Raw genomic sequence first — 15,296 nt, 5'->3', positions numbered from 1 at the left:
AGAGCGGCGTTCTTGCCATACGGCCAAGCCGGGCCTGTGGGCCATCTTCGGCTGGTCCGCGGGCCGCAGACCCGAAGGCAGCGGCATCCACAATGGGACAGCATAGCTGTCCTAATATGGAGGGCTGACATTGCATGATTCCAAGCTGGGGACAAGCACATAAAAGCGGCAGCGCGACTTTTTCTTGCGCGGGACCCCAGCACGGTAGCAAGAAACGAGATGTGATCACATCACGGAGAGACAGAGTGTTCTGAAAAATCGCCATTATGGCGAGATCTTGTCAAGCGATGCGAAAGTGCTTCGCACCCAGCGAGGCATGAAAACGATCTCGCCCGCCCTATCCCCGCAACCCCAGCACCCTTCTCACGATGATCGGCAAGGCGATCGCCGCCACCAGCAAGACGCCGAGGATAACGGCGATGACGATGCCGGGAACGTTGATCAACGTCAGGCCGAAGGTGGTGAGGCCGAGCACGAAGACCGCGATTACCACGCCCGGCATGGTGCCCGAGCCGCCGGCGATCGAGATGCCGCCCAGCACCACCATGGTCACCACTTCGAGCTCCCAGCCCAGCGCAATGTTGGGCCGGGTCGAGCCGATGCGGGCGGTGAGCAGGGCCGAAGCGAGCCCGGACAGAAGCCCCGTCAGCACGAAGATGAGGAAGCGGATGCGATTGACCGGAATGCCCGAAAAACGTGCCGCCACCGGGTTGTTGCCGATGGCATAGAGCATACGCCCCCACACGGTGAAATGCAGCGCGACCGTGAAAAGCACGGCCAGGACCAGGAACAGGATGAAGGCTAGATAAAGCGGCGGCTCCTGGATGATGTAGAGCTGGGCGAGGTTGGTGTATTCCTCCGGATAGGTGGTAATCGCCTGGTCGCCCAGCACGACCTGGGCAATGCCGCGATAGAGCGACATGGTGCCGATGGTAACCACGATCGACGGCAGGCCGAAGCCGGTGACCAGCCAGCCATTGAAGGCGCCGCAGACGATGCCGACACCCAGGCCGATGGCGATCAGCATAGCAGGCCCATAGCCCGCCTGCGCGCCATAGCCGATAGCGAGCGAGGCCAGAGCCACGATGGCGGCGACGGACAGGTCGATCTCCCGGGTGAGGATCAGCAGCGCCATGCCGAGCGCGATGATCGCCTTCTCCGAGAAATTCTGGGTCATGTCGGAGAGGTTGTAGAGATCGAGGAAATAGGGCGAACCCAGTGCGTTGACCACGATCACCGCCGCCAGCAGCAGGCAGAGGATGGTCTCCCAGCGCAGCAGGCGGTCCGCCAGCGTCCGGGGCGCGCGGTCGAGCACCTGATAGCGGGCCGTGTCCGTCATCAGCGGGCTCCTTCTCTGGCGGCGGCGCGGCGGCGCGCCTCGGGCAGGATCAGCTTGCCGCCCTTGTGCTCGGCGCGGGCGTTGACCACCACGGCCGCCAGGATGACCGCGCCCGAGATCGCCATCTGCCAGAAAGGCGAGACGTTGATCACCGGCAGGGCGTTGACTACCACGCCCAGGAACAGCGCCCCAAGCAAAGCGCCGCTGACCGAGCCGATACCGCCGCCGATCGAGACGCCGCCGATCACGCAGGCCGCGATCACGCTGAGCTCATAGCCGAGCGCGATTTCCGTATAGGCGATGCCGAAGCGCGCCACCCACAGATAGCCGCACAAGCCTGAGATTGCGCCGGAAAGCGTGAAGACCAGCAATTGCTGGCGGGCAAGATCGATGCCGCAATAGCGCGCCGCCACCGGATTGCCGCCCACCGCATAGAGCCCTCGGCCGATGGTGGTGCGCCCGAGAAAGAGAGCCATCGCCACCGCCACCGCGATGGCGAACCAGACCAGGCTCGAAAGGCCGAGGAAGGTGGCGTGCGGAAAGTTCAGGAAGGCCGGCGTCATCTTGTCGGAGCTGATCCACTTGCCCCCCGAGACGATGAAGACGAGGCCGCGATAGATGGCGAGCGTGCCCAGCGTCACAACGATGGGGGGAATGCCGACGAAGGCGATGAACACGCCGTTGACGAAGCCGAAAAATGTGCCGACGGCGATGGCGATCAGAATGATCAGGCCGATCGGCAGGTCGGGCGCCGCGATCGAGGCGAGAGCGGCGACCATGCCGCTGAGCGCCAGATTGGCCGCTACCGAGAGGTCGATGCCACGAATGAGGATCACCGTCATCTGGGCGAGCGCCAGCATGGCGAGGATGGCGGTATCCTTGAGCACGCCCATCAGGCTGTCGGCCCCGAGGAAGACCGGCGCCCTTATGCCGATGGCAAGGACCATGCCTGCAACGATGAGGGCGAGGATGATCTCGCGGCCATAGCGGCGCCACAGGGCCTTCATGCCAAGCCTTCCTGTCATGTCTGGCCTCCCGTGGCGGCCGTGACGATGGCGGCGGCGTCCATCTCGGCCCGTGCGAACTCCTTCACGATGCGGCCCTCGTGCATCACCAGGATGCGATCGGACATGCCCATCACCTCCGGCAGTTCGGAGGAGATCAGCACCACGGCGAGGCCTTCGGCCGCCAGGTCCACCATGAAGTCGTGTACAGCGGCCTTGGAGCCGACGTCGATGCCCTTGGTCGGCTCGTCCAGGACGATGACCTTGGGATTGGTGGCAAGCCATTTGGCGATCACCACCTTCTGCTGGTTGCCGCCGGACAGCTCCTGCAGCTTCTGGTCCCAAGAGGCGGCCTTCACCGCGAGCCTGGTGCCGAAGCGGCGGGTATCGGCGATCTCCGAGCGCAGGCTGAGAAAGCCGAGGCGGGCGTGACGCATCAGGCTGGCCAATGTGGTGTTCTCGCGCACGCCGAACGGCAGCACGGCGCCCTGGCTCTGGCGGTCCTCCGGCACATAGGCGATGCCGGCGGCGATGGCATCGGCGGGGCTTTTGATGGCACGGGCCTTGCCACGCACGAGGATCTCGCCCTTGTCGGGCCGGGAGAGCCCGAACACCGCCTGCATGGCCTCGGACCGGCCGGCGCCGACCAGCCCGTAGAGGCCGAGGATCTCGCCTTGGCGCAAGGTGAAGGAGATGTCGGCGAATTCGCTCTCATTGGCGAGGCCCCTGACCTCGAGCGCGACGTCGCCGATCGGCACCTCGCGCTTGGGAAAGACCTGGTCGATCGAGCGTCCGACCATCAGGCGGACGAGTTCGGCGGAGGTAGCCTCGCTGATCGCGCCATCGCCGACATATTCGCCGTCCCGCAAGCAGAGCCAGCGATCGGCGACACGGAAAATTTCCTCGAATTTGTGGCTGATGAACAGGACCGCCCGTCCCTCGGCCTTGAGCTGGTCGATGATGCGGAAGAGATCGTCGATCTCGCGGGCCGAGAGTGCCGCCGTCGGCTCGTCCATGATGACGATGCGCGCCTCGTGCGACAAGGCGCGGGCGATCTCGACCAGATGCTTCTGGGCCACGCTCAGGGCTTTCAGCGGCTCGCCCGGATCGATATCGGCATCGAGACGCTTGAGCAGTTCGCGCGTCCGCGCATGCACAGTTCCCCAGTCCACCAGCCCGCCGGCACCCTTCGGCATATGCCCCATGAAGACGTTCTCGGCGACCGAGAGTTCGTCGAACATGATGGTTTCCTGGTGGATCGCGGTGATGCCGGCCGCCCAGGCATCGCGCGGGCTCGAAAAGCGCACGGCCTGCCCGCCGACCCGGATCTCGCCCTCATCCGGCGTGTAGATGCCGGTAAGGATCTTCACGATGGTGGACTTGCCGGCCCCATTCTCCCCGAGCAGCGCCGTGACTTCACCGGGATGAAGGGCGAGACGCACATCATGCAGCGCCCGCACGCCGGGAAAACGCTTGGAGATGCCGGAAAGGGAGAGCAGGGGGGTGGAGGTCATAGGGATCCGCGCCGGGAGCGAGCCTTCTCCACGAAGTGGGGAAGGTGTCAGTGCGAAGCACTGACGGATGGAGTGTGGCGGGCAGCGCGCCGAGCTTAACGAGATGGCACCACGGTCACGCAAGTCTCCGAGAGAACATCGCGCTGCCCGCCACACCCCACCCGACCCGACTTCGTCGGGTCACCCTCCCCGGCTCCGCTGGAGAGGGCCAGTCGCACCGCTCTGGGCACGGTGGAATGAGCCGCCGCTGTCTTCCTCAGAAGATCTTGGCGAATTTCTCGACATTCGCCTTGTCGAAGGTGAAGGGTTCGCCCATCACCGCCTCGCCGTCCTCGCCGATCTTGGTCTCGCCCATGCGGCCCATTTTCACGGTTGAGCCGGGCTTGGCGTCCTCGCCGCCGATGATGCCGGCCAGGATCTGCGTGGCCGAATAGCCGTAATCGACCGGATTCCAGATCGCGAACGAGTCGCAGGCACCCTTGAGCACGGCATCCTTCATTTCCGAAGGCAGGCCGAGGCCGGTGATGAAGACCTTGCCGGCAAGGCCGCCGTCGATGATCGCCTTGGCGCCGGCGCGGATGCCGATGGTGGTGGGCGAGATCACGCCCTTGAGATTGGGATGCGTCTTCACCAGGCCCTGCATCTCGCGATAGGACTTGTCGTCCTGGTCATCGCCATAGACGGTATCCACCAGCTTGAGCTTGGCGTATTCGGGCTTCTCCCACTCCTTCTTCATCGCCGCGATCCAGGAGTTCTGGTTCGTCATGGTCGAAGCGGCGGAAAGGATGGCAACCTCGCCCTCGCCCTTGAGGGTCTTGGAAATCATCTGCACCTGCTTGGCCCCGATCATATCGGTGGAGGAAGCGTTGAGGTGCATGATGCGCCCGCCCTTGGCGATGGCGCTGTCGAAGGAGATCACCTTGATGCCGCGCTGCGCCGCCTTCTTGCCGACCGGTACCAGCGCATTGGCGTCATTGGCGGAGACGATGATGCCGTCGACCTTCTGGGCGATCAGGGCATCGATCACCGCGATCTGGTCCTCAGCCGTCGCCTTGGTGGGGGCGGTGTAGATGATCTCGATGCCGCCGAGTTCCTTGGCCGCCTGCTGGGCGCCGTCGCGGCAGGCATCGAAATAGGAATTGCCGAGATTCTTGACCACCAGGGCGATGCGCTTGTTGGCGGCGAAAGCCGGCGTGACCGCGCCGAGCGGCAGGGCGCTCGCCAGCAGCGAACCACCCAGGATCTTCAAGGCGCTGCGACGAGATTGATCGTCGAACATGTCGTTCCCTCCACATTGCCAGCCGGCTCTTGCCGGTCTGTCTGCCTGCGGGCGGCTTAACGGCCGGACTTGGCCACCGACTCTCCCGCGCAGAGGCGCCATTCATGCCCGCCTCGCCGGCGAATGCAAGAGTCGGCTGTAATTTGTCTGATTAATTTTGGCAGGACAGTGACCGCCCTGCTCGAGCCCTGCGCGCGAATGTCTTGATGACCGTGATGCCAGTCGCTACGACAGCCGAAGCCCTCCCTCTCCCGTCACATTGCTCGTGGAACCTATGACTTCCCTTCCTTCCTTTGCGGCCTGGACCGTCTGCGGCATCGACGAACTCGATCAGTTCAGCGGCTCCGGCATCAGCCATGTGCTTTCGATCGTGGACCCGCACTGGCCCGAGCTAAGTGCCTTCGGTACCTACGGCGTACATCAGCGCACCATTCTGCAATTCGACGACATCATCGATCCACTCGCCGGCAAGGTCATGCCGGCACGCGAGCACATGGCCGAAATTCTGCGCTTTGCCCGCGACGAGGCCGGCGCCCTCCTCATTCCCGAACGCCTGCTGGTGCATTGCCATATGGGCGTTTCGCGCTCGACCGCAGCCATGGCCTCGCTGATCGCCCGCTCCGATCCGAGCCTGTCGGGGGATGAGATCTTCGCCCGCCTGCGCACGATTCGCCCGCAAGCCTGGCCCAATTCCGTGCTGATCGGTTTTGCCGACGAGCTTCTCGGCCGGGGCGGACGCCTCACGCAGGCTCTTCGCCGGCATTATGCCTTCCAGATACAGCACCGCCCCGACATGGCCGATTGGATGGTCAGGCTTGGGCGTGGGCGCGAGGTCGAGATGGCCGCCTGAGGCTGGCGGCGCCTTGCGGCTCGCATCACGCCGCTGACGGAAGCGCCGCCCGCCATTCGGCTCTGTAGCGCAGCAAGGCCCCGGCGTCGGCATAGGCCGTTGCCGGTTTTGCCGGCTCCCGCGCCGGCATGTCGGGCCAGGTGGCGAGAAGGGAGGTACCGTAGGCGGTGCCGGAACTGTCGAGGCTGGGCAGCACCGCCTGCCCCGGGCGCAGTGCCGCGAGCAGGCCGCAATAGACGGGATTGGCGGCAAAGCTGCCCTCGATCAGCAAGGGCCCGCGGTCAGCACCGAGCGCCTCCAGCAGATAATCGGTCAGGAGCACGCAATAGAGGCTGGCGAGCGCCGCCCGCATGCCCTCGCCGGCCGGCAGCGTGCCCCGGATCGCGCCGGGATGACCCGGAAAAGGGCCGCCATTGGGTACGAAACTCGGTAGCGCCAACACGCCCGCCGCCATCACGGCCGCGGCATCGGCAAGCGAGCAGGACGCGGACGCGCCATCGAGGATCACGGCATATTCCCGCCCGCCCATGAATTTGGCCGCCGGCACCGGCCGGGCCTCGACATCGGCATAGGCCTGCATGTCCCTGGTCGCGTCGAGCCGGCCGGGATCGGCTCCCAGCGCCATGATCACCGCCCAGGTACCGGAGGAAACCAAGGTAAAGGGCGGCTCGAAGGTGATCAGATGCGGCAGGATCGAGCCGTTGGAATCATGGATGCCGGCACGCACCCGCACCGTGTCGGGCAGGCCGGTTTCGGCCTGAATCTCGGGTCGCAGCGGGCCGAGCACGGCATAGGCCGCGATCGGCGGCGGAAACAGCGCCTCCCAGCCACGGCTGACAACCAGCGAGGACAGGCGCCTTTCACGGACGGCCCATAGGTCGGAATGGCCGCCGATACCGGTGACCTCGTTGCGGGCGATCCCGGTAAGGCGCCAGGTGAAATATTGCGGATAGGGCACGATGTGCCTGACGCGCGCGAATTCTTCGGGATGACGCAATTGCTGGTAGAAGATCTGCTTGCCCGAATTGAGCCCCGCCGACATCCGCGGCGACAGGGTCTCGGCAAAAGGCGGCCGGAACGACGCATACTCGGCCTCGACCTCGCCGACGTCCTCGAACTCGTAATCCATCACCGGCAGGGCCAGATCGCCTTCGCCGATCAGGGCCATGGCGGCGCCATGGGTGGTGACGGCGATATCCGCGATGGCGTGTTCGGCACCGGACTTGCGCAGCCCTTCCATCAGGAACCGCCAGATCGTCTCGACATCGGCATGTGGATAAGGCGGGCCGGCCAATGGCCGGTTCGGCATCGAGGCCTGCCAGAGGCTGGTGGCGCCGTCGAACAGGACCAGCTTCACATTGGTCTTGCCCACATCGAGCACGGCGGTGACGGACATGGTCGGCTCGCTAAGCTCTATGCGATTTGACGGGATCGGCAGGCATCGCAAAACGCGTCGAAACAAGGAGTTGGAGCAGGTGTCGATCGCTCAATACAGATCAGCGTATTTGTCGAAATTCTTGGCGTCGACCACGAAGGGGCGCAGCGTGGCGACGCTGTTCTCGCCGAGGGAGATCTGGCCGAGGCGGCCGGCGGTAAGCATGCTGCCCGTGCCTGGCGCCATGGTGTTCCTGGCCAGCGCCGCGGCAATCTGCATGGCGGCATAACCGATATCCACCGGATTGGCCGTGGCGAAGCATTCCACGGCCTTTGCCGACATCGCGGCCTTCAGCGTGGCCGGGCGGCCGAAGCCGGTGACGAAGACCTTGCCGGCAAGGCCCCTGTCGGTGACGCATTGCGCCGCGCCCACCAAGGCTGCCGGGCTGAAGACCAGCAGGCCCTTGAGATTGGGACGCTGCCTCAGCACGAAGTCCGCGGCGGCATAGCCGGCCTTTTCGTCATCATTGCCATAGAGCGTGTCGGCGAGTTTGAGCTTGCCATAGGCCGGCTTGAGCCATTGCTGCATGGTCTCAGAAACCAGCCCCTGCCCGTCCGCGCCATTGCGCCCGCCGGCCAGGATGGCGATGTCGCCACCATCCTTGGCGTCATCGGCCAGCATCGCCAAGAAGCTTTCCGCCTTGCCGCGATTGCTGACGGGATCGACATGGGCCATGCGCGAATTCGCCGGCAGGGCTTGCTCGAAGGAGACCACCTTGATGCCGCGGATCATGGCGCGCTTGCACAGCGGCGCCAGCAGGCCGGCATCAACAGGGCTGATCAGGATGGCATCCACCTTCTGCTTCACGAAGCCGTTGATGAACAGGGCCTGCTCGCGCACCTGGCGCTTTTCCGGCGCGGCGACGGCCATGTCGAGATTGCCGATCTGCGTCGCGGCCTCCTGGGCCCCATCGGCGCAGGCCTTGTAGAAGGGATCATCCTTGACGGGCACGATCACTCCGATCCGCAGCCTCCCCTCGGCCGCCGGCAACACCGGCGTCGGATCCGGCTTGGGCTTTGGCTTGGGATTGGGCGCCGAAAAAGCGGTCGATGACATGCCGGCCAACCCCAGGCCCCCCAGCAGCGTGACGATCTGGCGGCGGCTGAAGGTGTCGGTCATGGGAACTCCGTCCGGGAATGCTGCGAAAACGGCAAAATACGCCACAGGCCCGATCGAACGGCCGGGCCGGCAACGAGAGCGACCGAATCACGGCCGCGCTTATCTCATCACATGCCATGATCTTTGCAATCACGGCGTTACCGCGGGCTCGGTCTGAGGCGATTCCGGGATCGTCTCCTCACGCCATCAGTTCGCGGGCCTGGCGCCCGGCCGCCTGCAGCACCTCATAGACCTTGAACTTCTTCTCGTGGAACGCACGGATCTCGCTTTGGCCGGGCGCATAGGTGGCTCCCAAAGCGGACATGCCGCTCATCGCCTCGGCCAGCGCGGGATAGGCCTTGCCGGCGACGGCGCCGAGCATCGCCGCGCCGAGCAGGACGGGTTCGGGCGTCTCGGCCACCGCAACCTCGATGCCGGTGGCATCGGCGATGATCTGGCGGACCAACGGGCTCTGGGCCGCGCCGCCCGAGATGATGATCTGCTGGAGCACGATGCCCTTGGCCGCCATCGCCTCGACGATCTGCCGCGCGCCATAGGCCAGGCCGCAGAGCCCCGCGACATAAAGCCTGACCAGGCTGTCGAGATCATCTTCGAGATCCAGCCCCGCGATCACCGCGCGGGCATCCGGATCGGCGTGGGGAGCACGATTGCCGAGGAACTCGGGCACGACGTGGATGCTGCGTGCCAAAGTCGCGTCGCCGGCGAGATTGGCCTGCGCCTCCAGCCAGGCCAGCAGCGGACGCCCGGCGGTGTCGGCCCGCTCCACGGCCTGGGCATAGGCCGGATGCAAGGTGAGGAGATGGTCGAGTGCCGCACCGGCGGCCGACTGCCCGCCCTCGTTCAGCCAGAGGCCCGGCACCATCGCCGAGAAATAGGGCCCCCAGACGCCCGGCACGAAGGCGGCCTCGCGCGTACTTGCCATAGTGCAGGCCGAGGTGCCGAACACATAGGCGAGGCGCCCCGTCACATCGGCGCCCTCGCCGTCCTTGCCGGCCGCGCCGACGGTGCCGATGCCGCCGGCATGGGCATCGATCAGGGAAGCGCCGACGGGAATGCCCGCCGTCAGGCCGAGATCGGCGGCGGCTGCCTCGGTCAGGCCGGAACCGAGCGGTGTACCGACATCCACGATGGTGTCGCCGATGCGGGCAAAACCTTCGTCGGCGAGTGCACCCAGGCCGATCTTGTGGAAATAACCGGCATCCCAGCGCTTCTCATGCGCCAGATAGGTCCATTTGCAGGTGACGGTGCAGACCGAGCGCGACAGCGATCCGGTGGCGCGCCAGCTCAAATAATCGGGCAGATCGAAGAAATAACCGGCCGCCGCGAAGACCTCCGGCTTGTGTTCCCTCAGCCAGAGCAGCTTGGGCGTCTCCATTTCGGGCGAGATCACGCCACCGACATAGCGCAGCACCTCTTCGCCGGTCTCGTTGATGCGCCGGGTCTGGTCGAGCGACCGATGGTCCATCCAGACGATGACGTTGCGATTGGGATCGTCGGAGGGGCCGACGGAAAGCGGCTCGCTTTGCTTGCCCACCACCACCAGCGAACAGGTCGCGTCGAAGCCGATGCCGGCGATGGCGCCTGGCTCGACCGCGGCCTCGGCCAGCGCGCCCTTCACCGCCACACAGACCGATTGCCAGATGTTCTCGGAGGACTGTTCGACGATATCGCCAGCCTCGTGCCAGATGGTGATCGCCTGTTTGGCCGAACCGAGCAGCTTGCCCTTGGCGTCGAACACGCCTGCCCGCGCCGAACCCGTGCCCACATCGACCCCGATGAAATATTGATCGCCCATGTCGCGGCTCGCTCCCGGATGTCCTGCAGCCTTTTGGCTGCTCTGAGCATTCAGCTTAAAGGGGTGCCCCGGCTTGGCAACCTCGATTGGCGGGCACGGCTGATACGAATTTCACCCAGCGCCATTGCTTTTCGGTCGGAACACAAGCGGATTGCGCGCGCGACACCGTGCAAACGGCAAGCATTGGGATCGAACAGGCAAGGGCATAGGCCCGGAACGGCTCGCCATAGGCGACTGCCTTTTTTGACTAACGAAGAGCGTCCCCGCCGCACCGCCGGCGTTTTGCAACTGCCGCTACGCCGAACTGCGGCGCACCACTTCAAAACCGATATCGACGATCCGCACGGGAACCGTCTCTTTGCGTATGCGCGCTAGTACCAATTCGCCAGCGCGCGTCCCAATGTCACGCCCGGCGATGCGTATCGTGGTGAGATCAAGGCCACTTGGCTGAGCGATCGCGAAATCGCCAAAGCCGGCGACGGCGAGCGCTCGCGGTGTCTCGATGCCACGCCGCTGCGCGGCCAGCAGCACACCAGCAGCAATGGCATCGAGCGAGCAAAACACGGCATCGGTATCGGGAAAACGGGCAAGCAACTCATCGAGGAGCACCGGACCGCTTTCCATGCCGGTGACCACAGCGGCAACGGCAATTTCGCGTGGCGCTATGCCCAGAGCCGCCAATGCGCTGCGATAGCCCTCGCGCCGCTGCAGGCCGCGCTGATCATTCTCGTCACCAGGACCGATGAAACCGATGCGCCGATAGCCATAGCCATGCAGCGCCATCGTCATCGCGCGACCAGCAGCCGGATTGTCGAAGCCGACCGCCATGTCGACCGGCTCGGCCGGCAGTTCCCAAGTCTCCACGACGGGCACGCCGGCTGTGCTCAGCAAGCGGCGGGCGCGGGGGGTATGCAGTGTACCGGTCAACACGACTCCATCGGGACGACGGCCGAGGATCGCGCGCAGCAAACGCTCCTCGTCGGCCGCCGAATAATCCGACGAGCCGAGCAGAATGGAAAAGCCTGCTGCTTCGACGCAGCGCGTGAGGCCCGCAATGGTCTGTGAGAAAATCGCGTTCTCGAACGTCGAGACCACCGCGGCGATCAACCCACTACGCCGTGCGGCAAGACTGCCGGCCAGGAGATCTGGCACATAGTCCAGTTCGGCCATCGCCGCTTCGATACGGGCACGTGTTGTCGCCGCGACAAGCTCAGGCGTGCGTATAGCGCGCGACACGGTCATCTGCGAAACGCCAGCGCGTTCCGCCACATCATCCATGCGGAGCCTGCGTTCTGTTTTGGGGTGTGGTTTGGGGTCTGCCATGCGCCTTTTTTCAAATTATTCGCTTCGGCGCATCACGGCGCAAGAGACCGACCCCGCCTCGTATTATTTTTCCTCTCACAACTCAACGCGCTTGACTCAAGATTATGTTACCGCAAACATGTTTGCGCAATCATGTTTGCGCAAACAGGCACTATCCGTTCGAGGAAGAAACGCCGTGCCGCAAGGAGGAAAAATGCTCAGTGAAGCCCAAATCCAGGCCTATCACGACGATGGCTACATTCTTGTCGAGGATGTTGTTACGGGCGGGGAGCTCGAAGAACTGCGACGTCTGACCTATGAGAAGATCGATCAATCGCGGGCCGTCTCGGTGAGCGATGAGGTGTTCGACCTCGACGATGGGCACTCAAAAGACAATCCGAAGTTGACGCGCATCAAGATGCCGCACATTCAGATGCCCGCGTTCTGGGACATATTGAAATCCAGCAAATTCCGCTCGGTTCTGGAAGCCCTTCTTGGTCCGGCCGTGCGCTTGCAGACCTCGAAGCTCAATACGAAAGCACCAGGCGGCGGGGCCGCCGTCGAATGGCACCAAGACTGGGCGTTCTATCCGCACACCAATGATGACGTGCTGGCAATCGGCCTCATGCTTGAGGACGTCAGGGAAGAAAGCGGTCCATTGCTCGTCATACCGGGCACGCACAAGGGCCCGATACTCAGTCACTTCGTCAACGGCGTATTCGCCGGCGCAATCGATCCGAGCGATCCGCTGTTCGAGAAGGACAAGATCGTCACGCTGACCGGCAAAGCCGGTTCGATGACGGTACATCATTGCCGTACATTGCATGGGTCCGCGCCGAACGTGTCTGATCGGGCGCGCCTCATCTGTTTCTATGAGATGTGCGCGGCCGATGCCTGGCCACTCGCGGGTGGCGCCGGCGCCTTCCTCAACATGAACCAGCGCCAAGTCTATGACGCAGTGCAAAGCCGGATCATCTTCGGCGAGCAGACGATGCGTCCGCGTCTGAAAGACGTACCTGTACTCCTGCCGTTGCCGCCGGCGCCGGACGCGTCGTCGATCTTCAAGACTCAGAAGAGCGCGGGCGCGGTCAGCGCCTTCGCCAAGGCAGGTCAGAAGGACGAGCGCGCAGCATAGCCGTGCCGTGCCCCTGTGCGTAAAGCGCAGCCGGCGCCCAACGAGGCGCCGGTCATTCGATACAAAACAAATGCCTCCGGGGAGGATTCTCTATGCCAAAAGCTGCGGCGGAAATGCATCCGCGCAAGGTCATCGTCGCGTCCTGCGTCGGCTCTGCACTCGAATGGTACGACTTCTTCATCTATGCGACGGCCGCCGGTCTCGTGTTCGGCAAGCTATTTTTCGCCGATTTCGGTGGTAAGGGCACGCTGATCGCCCTCGCAACGTTCGGCGTCGGCTTCATCGCCCGCCCTTTCGGCGGCTTGTTCTTCGGTTATCTTGGCGACCGCATCGGCCGCAAGCCGGTGCTGCTGATCACCTTGATGATAGTCGGCATCGGCACAGTCTTCATCGGCCTGTTACCGACTTACGAACAGATCGGCATCTGGGCGCCAATCCTTCTCGTCACGATGCGACTGATGCAAGGTTTCGGTGCAGGTGCCGAATATACGGGCGCCGTGATCCTGCTCGCCGAGTATGCGCCAATCGGCAAACGCGGCTTCTGGTGCTCCTTTGCGCCCGCCGGAGTCGGCCTTGGAATGATGTTGGCATCGAGCGCGTTCTGGCTCGTCTCGCAACTGCCGCAAGAGCAATTCATGGATTGGGGCTGGCGCCTGCCATTCCTGGCCAGCATCGTTATCGTCGCGTTCGGCTTGTTCGTGCGCTACCGTATCGATGAAACACCGGTGTTCGAGAAGATAGCCGCCGAGCCGGAAAAGAAGTCGAAAAACCCTATCATCGAGTCGCTGACGAAGCAGCCGCGCAACTTCTTCGTCGTTCTCGGCGCGCGTCTTGCCGAGAACGGCTTTGGCTATCTATTCCCGGTATTCGGCCTTAGCTACGCGGTGAACACGCTCGAATTCCCCAAGGATCAATCATTGCTGGTGTTGATGACCAGTTATGTCGTGCAGATAGCTTGTGTGATCGGCTTTGCGGCACTGTCAGATCGCATCGGCCGACGGCCCATCTACATTGCTGGCGCGTTGTTTGGGTGTCTCATCGCGTTTCCATTTTTCTGGCTGCTGGAGTCGAAATCGTTCCTGGCTTCTATCGCCGCGTTCTGGCTGGCGCAGATAGCGGTTGGTATGATGTTCGGCGTACAGGCTGCATATTTCTCCGAACTCTTCGGACCGGCACGCCGCTTCTCGGGCTTCGCCTTCGCGCGCGAACTCGGGTCGCTTCTCGCCGGCGGCCCGGCACCCGCATTGGCGACGTTGATGGTGTCGTGGGCTTCAGGCTCGTCTTGGCCGGTAGCGCTTTATTCTATCTTCCTCGGCCTCTGCACGGCCTATGCCGTATGGATGGGTCCGGAAACCTATCGGGACGACATCGCAGTCGATCAGCTTGAGAGCGACGCCACAACTCTGCGGGCGCGGGCACAAGTCGCGTAGCGAGGAATAGGAACGAGAAGAATAACAAAAACCGAGTTCGCAAGCGCGAACTCGGCATCGCGAGCCTCGTTGCGATCGAGCACGCGAAGCGGCTCGTTTGGCAACCTCGATCAGCGGACCGAACTGATAGGAATTTCGCCAGAAGACTTGTCGTCAACCTGCCACACGAACCACCTCGACCTCGACGCCATTCTCCTCCAGCATGTCGCGGGCAGCGGGCGGAATGCCGTCATCGGTGATCAGCCGGCGGATACGCGACAGCGGCGCGACGGCCATCGAGCCGCGCGGCTCGAATTTCGAGGAATCCACCAGGACGACGAGATCGGCCGCACGATTGAGCAGCTTGGCTTCGGCCCGTGCGATCAGCGGATCGCTCTCGATCAGGCCGAGCGGACCGATGGAGGCCGCGCTCATGAACATTTTCGACGCCGTGTAATGCTGGATCGAATCCTCGTCGAAGGGCGAGAGGATCAGGCTCTGATCGCGATAGATCTCGCCACCCGGCAGGATGATGCGATTATCGCTCTCCTGCATCAACGCCGCGGCGATCGGGAAGGAGTTGGTCAGGATCTGCAGGCGCGAGGCCCGCAGGAACTCCACCATGTGGAAGGTGGTCGAGCCGCCATTGATGATGATGGACTCCCCGTCCCGGCACAGCGCCGCCGCGCGCTCGGCGATCGCTCTCTTCCGCTCGGCGTTGAGGGCCTGGCTGCCCCCCGAACGCCGGGCCTCGAGCTTGGCGCCTTCCGGCGAGGCCAGGGCGCGGACGCCGCCATGCATGCGCTGCACCATGCCTTGCGCGGCCAGATGGGTGAGATCGCGGCGAATGGTTGCGGGTGAGGCCCTGGTGACGGCGGCAAGCTCGCGCGCCGAGATCACCGAGCGCTCCCCAACCAGCCTGACGATGGCCTGCCAGCGTTCCTGTTCGTGCATGCCTCCTCCATTCGCTCACAAACTCGCTCATTCGCTCATACATGTCAACGAAACGCATAGTTTGTTGCATTGAACGACAAAATATGCGCATTAAGTGAGCGAGAATGATTGACCGTGAGCGAGAGCGTTCATAAGGTCCGGGAATAATGACACAGGAAACG

The 15,296-nt window shown here is 63.8% G+C and carries 12 protein-coding genes; 3 read left to right on the top strand and 9 right to left on the bottom strand.

The window, feature by feature from the left end; all coding sequences use genetic code 11:
- Positions 1-337: 337 nt before the first annotated feature.
- The 4 genes from ACR9ZN_RS25005 to rhaS all read right to left on the bottom strand — a co-directional run bounded on the left by ACR9ZN_RS25005 (position 338) and on the right by rhaS (position 5,106).
- On the bottom strand, positions 338-1,339 hold the full coding sequence (locus ACR9ZN_RS25005; RefSeq protein WP_434959117.1) for an ABC transporter permease: 1,002 nt from the start codon (positions 1,337-1,339) through the stop codon (positions 338-340).
- A complete protein-coding gene (locus tag ACR9ZN_RS25000; RefSeq protein ID WP_481273463.1) occupies positions 1,339-2,364 on the bottom strand; it encodes an ABC transporter permease in 1,026 nt (341 codons plus the stop codon). Before ACR9ZN_RS25000 ends, ACR9ZN_RS25005 begins: the two co-directional genes overlap by 1 nt.
- The gene (locus ACR9ZN_RS24995; protein WP_454811846.1) at positions 2,361-3,857 is read right to left on the bottom strand and encodes a sugar ABC transporter ATP-binding protein; all 1,497 of its coding nucleotides are present in this window, start codon (positions 3,855-3,857) and stop codon (positions 2,361-2,363) included. Before ACR9ZN_RS24995 ends, ACR9ZN_RS25000 begins: the two co-directional genes overlap by 4 nt.
- Positions 3,858-4,113: 256 nt before the next feature.
- Positions 4,114-5,106 (bottom strand): rhamnose ABC transporter substrate-binding protein, encoded by a 993-nt coding sequence (gene rhaS / locus ACR9ZN_RS24990; protein ID WP_394311249.1) that lies wholly within the window; start codon positions 5,104-5,106, stop codon positions 4,114-4,116.
- Positions 5,107-5,410: 304 nt separating this feature from the next.
- Here rhaS and ACR9ZN_RS24985 point away from each other — a divergent pair, with 304 nt between their 5' ends.
- Positions 5,411-5,986, top strand: a complete 576-nt coding sequence (locus ACR9ZN_RS24985; protein ID WP_454811844.1) for a tyrosine phosphatase family protein — start codon at positions 5,411-5,413, stop codon at positions 5,984-5,986.
- A 25-nt stretch (positions 5,987-6,011) separates the two neighbouring features.
- Here ACR9ZN_RS24985 and ACR9ZN_RS24980 read toward each other — a convergent pair whose 3' ends face one another.
- The 4 genes from ACR9ZN_RS24980 to ACR9ZN_RS24965 form a co-directional block, all read right to left on the bottom strand.
- Positions 6,012-7,382, bottom strand: coding sequence for an FGGY-family carbohydrate kinase (locus ACR9ZN_RS24980; protein WP_481273462.1), 1,371 nt, complete (start codon positions 7,380-7,382; stop codon positions 6,012-6,014).
- Positions 7,383-7,472: 90 nt separating this feature from the next.
- Complete coding sequence (locus ACR9ZN_RS24975) at positions 7,473-8,540, bottom strand: substrate-binding domain-containing protein (protein ID WP_441774201.1); 1,068 nt, start codon at positions 8,538-8,540, stop codon at positions 7,473-7,475.
- 178 nt (positions 8,541-8,718) lie between these two features.
- A complete protein-coding gene (locus ACR9ZN_RS24970) occupies positions 8,719-10,335 on the bottom strand; it encodes an FGGY-family carbohydrate kinase (RefSeq protein WP_434959111.1) in 1,617 nt (538 codons plus the stop codon).
- Between the two features lie 294 nt (positions 10,336-10,629).
- Positions 10,630-11,613 (bottom strand): LacI family DNA-binding transcriptional regulator, encoded by a 984-nt coding sequence (locus ACR9ZN_RS24965; protein ID WP_481273461.1) that lies wholly within the window; start codon positions 11,611-11,613, stop codon positions 10,630-10,632.
- A 238-nt stretch (positions 11,614-11,851) separates the two neighbouring features.
- Between ACR9ZN_RS24965 and ACR9ZN_RS24960 the strand changes: the two genes are divergently transcribed.
- On the top strand, positions 11,852-12,772 hold the full coding sequence (locus ACR9ZN_RS24960; protein WP_434959109.1) for a phytanoyl-CoA dioxygenase family protein: 921 nt from the start codon (positions 11,852-11,854) through the stop codon (positions 12,770-12,772).
- A 92-nt stretch (positions 12,773-12,864) separates the two neighbouring features.
- Complete coding sequence (locus ACR9ZN_RS24955; RefSeq protein ID WP_481273460.1) at positions 12,865-14,202, top strand: MFS transporter; 1,338 nt, start codon at positions 12,865-12,867, stop codon at positions 14,200-14,202.
- Positions 14,203-14,355: 153 nt separating this feature from the next.
- Here the strand turns inward: ACR9ZN_RS24955 and ACR9ZN_RS24950 are convergent, their stop codons facing one another.
- Positions 14,356-15,135, bottom strand: coding sequence for a DeoR/GlpR family DNA-binding transcription regulator (locus ACR9ZN_RS24950; RefSeq protein ID WP_441774206.1), 780 nt, complete (start codon positions 15,133-15,135; stop codon positions 14,356-14,358).
- Positions 15,136-15,296: the final 161 nt, after the last annotated feature.

The sequence above is a fragment of the Labrys sp. HAY1-8F genome (assembly GCF_056754975.1).
The sequence above is the reverse complement of the archived record's forward strand: the minus strand, read 5'-3'. Positions and strand labels throughout refer to the sequence as shown.

What these genes read in the sequence shown, in the direction of transcription:
- ACR9ZN_RS24980 (WP_481273462.1), bottom strand. Translation starts at nt 7,382, where the DNA reads ATGTCCGTCACCGCCGTGCTCGATGTGGGCAAGACCAATGTGAAGCTG.
- ACR9ZN_RS24975 (WP_441774201.1), bottom strand. Translation starts at nt 8,540, where the DNA reads ATGACCGACACCTTCAGCCGCCGCCAGATCGTCACGCTGCTGGGGGGC.
- ACR9ZN_RS24965 (WP_481273461.1), bottom strand. Translation starts at nt 11,613, where the DNA reads ATGGATGATGTGGCGGAACGCGCTGGCGTTTCGCAGATGACCGTGTCG.
- ACR9ZN_RS24960 (WP_434959109.1), top strand. Translation starts at nt 11,852, where the DNA reads ATGCTCAGTGAAGCCCAAATCCAGGCCTATCACGACGATGGCTACATT.
- ACR9ZN_RS24950 (WP_441774206.1), bottom strand. Translation starts at nt 15,135, where the DNA reads ATGCACGAACAGGAACGCTGGCAGGCCATCGTCAGGCTGGTTGGGGAG.
- ACR9ZN_RS25000 (WP_481273463.1), bottom strand. Translation starts at nt 2,364, where the DNA reads ATGACAGGAAGGCTTGGCATGAAGGCCCTGTGGCGCCGCTATGGCCGC.
- ACR9ZN_RS24970 (WP_434959111.1), bottom strand. Translation starts at nt 10,335, where the DNA reads ATGGGCGATCAATATTTCATCGGGGTCGATGTGGGCACGGGTTCGGCG.
- ACR9ZN_RS24955 (WP_481273460.1), top strand. Translation starts at nt 12,865, where the DNA reads ATGCCAAAAGCTGCGGCGGAAATGCATCCGCGCAAGGTCATCGTCGCG.
- ACR9ZN_RS25005 (WP_434959117.1), bottom strand. Translation starts at nt 1,339, where the DNA reads ATGACGGACACGGCCCGCTATCAGGTGCTCGACCGCGCGCCCCGGACG.
- ACR9ZN_RS24995 (WP_454811846.1), bottom strand. Translation starts at nt 3,857, where the DNA reads ATGACCTCCACCCCCCTGCTCTCCCTTTCCGGCATCTCCAAGCGTTTT.
- ACR9ZN_RS24985 (WP_454811844.1), top strand. Translation starts at nt 5,411, where the DNA reads ATGACTTCCCTTCCTTCCTTTGCGGCCTGGACCGTCTGCGGCATCGAC.